The sequence below is a fragment of the Frankia gtarii genome (genome assembly GCF_025403375.1).
Classification (GTDB): domain Bacteria; phylum Actinomycetota; class Actinomycetes; order Frankiales; family Frankiaceae; genus Frankia; species Frankia gtarii.
Genome location: NZ_JAMPTM010000408.1, coordinates 1 through 4,199, shown reverse-complemented (window position 1 = coordinate 4,199; position 4,199 = coordinate 1). Strand labels below are relative to the sequence as shown.

The 4,199-nt window shown below is 72.1% G+C and carries 4 protein-coding genes; 1 reads left to right on the top strand and 3 read right to left on the bottom strand.

What is annotated here, in order from left to right; genetic code table 11:
- Window positions 1-54 precede the first annotated feature (54 nt).
- The 3 genes from NBZ83_RS30450 to NBZ83_RS30440 form a co-directional block, all read right to left on the bottom strand.
- On the bottom strand, window positions 55-501 hold the full coding sequence (locus tag NBZ83_RS30450; protein WP_261576343.1) for a carbonic anhydrase: 447 nt from the start codon (window positions 499-501) through the stop codon (window positions 55-57).
- Between the two features lie 9 nt (window positions 502-510).
- Window positions 511-1,332, bottom strand: a complete 822-nt coding sequence (locus NBZ83_RS30445; RefSeq protein ID WP_261576342.1) for an alpha/beta fold hydrolase — start codon at window positions 1,330-1,332, stop codon at window positions 511-513.
- A 97-nt stretch (window positions 1,333-1,429) separates the two neighbouring features.
- Window positions 1,430-2,656: an enoyl-CoA hydratase/isomerase family protein gene (locus NBZ83_RS30440; protein WP_261576341.1), complete on the bottom strand. Its 1,227-nt coding sequence runs from the start codon at window positions 2,654-2,656 to the stop codon at window positions 1,430-1,432.
- A 170-nt stretch (window positions 2,657-2,826) separates the two neighbouring features.
- Here NBZ83_RS30440 and NBZ83_RS30435 point away from each other — a divergent pair.
- Window positions 2,827-4,199, top strand: a 1,373-nt coding sequence (locus tag NBZ83_RS30435) for an HNH endonuclease signature motif containing protein (protein ID WP_261576340.1), incomplete at its 3' end; no start/stop codon positions are given.

Here is a 4,199-nt window from a genome sequence, read left to right as displayed (position 1 = left end):
CGCCCGGGGCGCCCGCCGACCGCCTGCTGCCACGGCCGACGCCGACATTCTCGGTTAGTGTCCGCCGGCCGGCGCAGAGTCATGGACGACGGCCGTTTCCTCGCCGAGGTCTCCGGGACGCCGGCCGGTCGGCCGACGATCGAGGCGGTGACGCTCGGTGGGTCGCGAGTGCGGGAGCCCGGCGAGCGGGCGGGAACCTACGCGGTGGGCACCCGCGTAGGCGCGACGACGGTCTCTACCAGCCTGGTGGAAACGTCGTAGACGAGGCCCGAGACCAGGAACCCGCCGGCTGTGATGCAGGAGGATCAGGTTCCAGTCGCTGACGTTGCGGATCACGGCGGCCTCGCCCTGTTCGAGGCCCAGCACCCGGGTCGGGTCGACGCGCGGGTCGACGCAGCAGACGACCATCATGTTGCCACTGGGGTTGATGGCCAGGTCGGCCCGGAAGCCGCCGGCGGCGAACTTCACGTTGCGGCTGATCAGATCAGCCGTGCTGGTCACGACGCCTTCTCAGCCGGCGATGAAGTCGAGCAGTTCCTGGTTGAAGTCCTGCTCGAATCGGCCGGTCAGGCCGTGCGGAGCGCCAGGGTGGACCTTCAGCGTGGCGTCGGGAAGCAGCTTCACCGAGCGGGACGACGAGACCTCGATCGGTACGATCTGGTCATCGTCGCCGTGCGAGAGGAGGATCGGGATGTCGATCTTCTTCAGGTCCTCGGTCAGGTCCGTCTCGGAGAACGCGGCGATGCAGTCGTAGGCGCCCTTGGCCCCGACCGTCATGCACATCTGCCAGAAGGCGTCCCGGGTTCCCTGCGACACGTTCGCGCCGTCCCGGTTGTTGCCGTAGAACGGTTCGCTGAGGTCCCGGTAGAACTGCGCCCGATCCGCGGTCAATCCGGCGCGCAGGCCGTCGAAGATCGCCTTCGGCGCACCCTCCGGATCGCTGTCGGTGGCGAGCAGGTGCGGCGTCACCGCGCCCCGCAGCACCGCCTTCGCCACCCGGGAGGAGCCGTGCCGGCCCAGGTAGCGGGCCACCTCGCCGCCGCCGGTGGAGTGGCCGACCAGGATGGCGTCGGTCAGCTCGAGGGTCTCGATCAGCTGCGCGAGGTCGTCGGCGTAGGTGTCCATGTCGTTGCCGTCCCAGGTCTGGCTGGACCGTCCGCCACCACGACGATCGTGGGCGATCCCGCGGTACCCGTGGTCGGCGACGAGCTTGAGCTGGTTGTCCCAGACGTCGGCGGTCAGCGGCCAACCGTGGCTGAACACGACCGGCTGGCCGGAGCCCCAGTCCTTGTAGAAGATCTCGGCGCCGTCCTTCGTGGTGATCGCGGGCACGATGATCATCCTTCCGTCGGCGGGGCCTTCGTGTCGTCCGGCCATGAGGCGGCCGGGAACGAGCTCCCCGGGGTCGACGGTAGCGCTGTGTAGGCGATCAGGCGCGGTATCGGTGGTCGGACGCTGCGGTCAGGGCGGCGGCGAGGCCGAGTTCCTGGTCGGCAGGGGCGAAGAAGCGGTCGATCTCGGCCGGGTCGACCTCGTCGAGGTGGGCCGGTGACCAGCGGGGATTACGGTCCTTGTCGACGACGGCCGCCCGGATGCCCTCGACGAGGTCCCCCGTCGCCAGAGTCGCCCGCGCCAGCCGGTACTCCTGGTCGAGCGCCGCTTCCAGGCTCGTCAGCGACCGGGCGGCCCGCAGTGCGCGCAGTGTGACGGCCAGCGACGTCGGGCACTTGCTGCCGATCTCCGCCGCATCGGCACCCGCCGCCGACACGGGGCTCGCCGCGAGCGCCGTGACGATCTCGGTGACCTTGTCACCGCGGTAGAGCTCGTCGATCCAGGTCCGGTCGGCGGTGAGACGGCCGGGCGCAGGGGTGTGGGCGGCGAAGTCGAACCCGGCGATCGCGGCGGCCGGGTCGGCGGCGTGGCGCAGGGCGTCGAGCAGGTCGGGGATGCCCTCGGCGGGCAGGTAGTGGTCGGCGAGGCCGGCGGTGATCGCGTCGGCGGCGCCGACGCGGGCGGCGGTGAGCGCGAGGTGCGTCCCGAGCTCGCCGGGGGCGTGGGACAGCAGCCACGTGCCGCCGACGTCGGGGATGAAGCCGATGCCGACCTCGGGCATGCTCAGCACCGACCGCTCGGTGACGACGCGGACCCCGCCGTGCGCGGAGACGCCGATGCCGCCGCCCATCACGATCCCATCCATGATCGCGATGTACGGCTTCGGGAACCGGCCGATGCGGGCGTTGAGCCGGTACTCGTCGGCCCAGAACGCCAGCGCCCGCTCGGGTGTCCCGGCGAGCACCGCCTCGCGGATCGCCCGGATGTCCCCGCCGGCGCACAGTCCGCGCTCGCCGGCACCGTCGATGACGACGGCGGTGACCGTGGGGTCGTCCGCCCAGTCCCGCAGCGCCGCGTCGAGCAGAGCGACCATGGTCGCGGTCAGCGCGTTGATCGCCCGCGGCCGGTTGAGGGTGAGCCGCCCGAGCCGCCCGTCGCGGCCCTCCCGCCGCACCAGCACCTCCGGCTCCGGTGCCGTCCCGGACGACGGACCGGTGGGGTGCCCGGCGTGCGCCGCCCCGGGTGCCGCCCCGGGTGCCGATCCGGGTGCCGATCCGGGTGCCGATCCGGTGAGGGGCTGGGCATCAGCCGCGTGTGGGGACATGGGTGCGCCACCCTTCGAGTCGAGGAACAGCGGAACCGAGATGATTCCGCCCATCCTGCCGGCCGAGGGCTGCACACGGTAGGGATCGCCCGCGCGGGTTGCCGAGGCAGCCTGTTCACGCAGACGAACATACGTTCGACATTGGGCGCGCGTTGGCCTACCGTTGATCCATGGGCTTCGAGGACGATACGGGAGACGGGCCGGCGCCACCGGCCCGGTTGGCGGTGATCGGCGGGCAGCTCGACGGGTTGCTGTCGGATGCGACCTGGCAGCTGTCGGACGGCGAGTTGGAAGCGTTGATGGAGGGGGTCTGCCGACTGGTCGGGCGGGTGGCGGCCGCGCGTGGTCGCCTGCTGGTCGAGGCGCAGGTTCGGGGGTTCGCGCTGCGGCAGGGGGCGGTGGACACCGCCGGCTGGTTACGGGACCGGCTGTCCCTCGCGCCCAGCGAGGCGCGCCGGCAGGTCGCCCTCGCCCGTGATGTCCACGAGGTGTGCCAGGCCACCGGCGCGGCTCTGGCCAGCGGCGAGCTCACGGTCGAGCACGCGGTGGTCATCTGCCAGGCGATGCGGTCCCTGCCCGCGGGGGTGACGCCAGAACAGCGAGTCGAAGCCGAACGGGCCCTGCTCGGCTACGCCCGCTCCTTCGACCCCTTCCAACTGGTCAAGCTCGCCGCCCGGCAACGCGAGGTCCTGACCACCGTGGATACGTCCCCCGGCGGCGGTGACCCCCACGCCGACAGCCGGACCGGCGAGCACAACCGTCCCGGCGGCGGGGCCGGCGGCGAGGCTGGGGGCGCCAAGGAAGGCTCGGGCGGCGAGGATCCGACGCCGGATCCCGCGGACGTGCGCCGCTTCAGTTTGACGGACACAGCCCAGGGCACCACGCTGCTGTCCGGCGAGCTCGACGCGGAGGGTGCGGCATTGCTGCGCACCGCTCTCGACAGCCTGGCCGCTCCCCGCCCCGCCGCCGACGGCGCTCCCGACTCCCGCAGCCCAGCCCGCCGCCGGGCCGATGCGCTGATCGATCTGGTCGGTCGGGTGCTCAGCGCCGGTGCCGTTCCGAGTGCTGGCGGTACCCGTCCTCACCTGAGCGTCACGATTCCCTGGAGCACCCTGCTTGCCACCGGCGCGAGCCCCGCCATGACCAGTTGGGGCCTGCCTCTGCCCCGTGCCGTCCTGGCGCGGCTGAGCTGCGACGCGGAGATCAGCCGGATCCTGCTCGACCCGGCCGGCGTTCCCCTTGATGTAGGTCGGACCAGCCGTACCGTTCCCGCGCACCTACGCCGCGCCCTCACCGTCCGCGATCAAGGATGTACGTTTCCGGGTTGTGATCGGCCGCCTTCCTGGTGCGAGGCGCATCACGTGATCCACTGGCGCGATGGCGGGCCGACCGCCCTGCACAACCTCCTCCTGCTGTGTCCTGCCCACCATCGCCAGGTCCACCACGACGGCTGGGACATCGTCTTCGCCGGCGACCGCCGCCCGGAATTCCTCCCGCCCTACCGCATCGACCCTCGGCGTCGGCCCCGCCGCAACCCCTACAG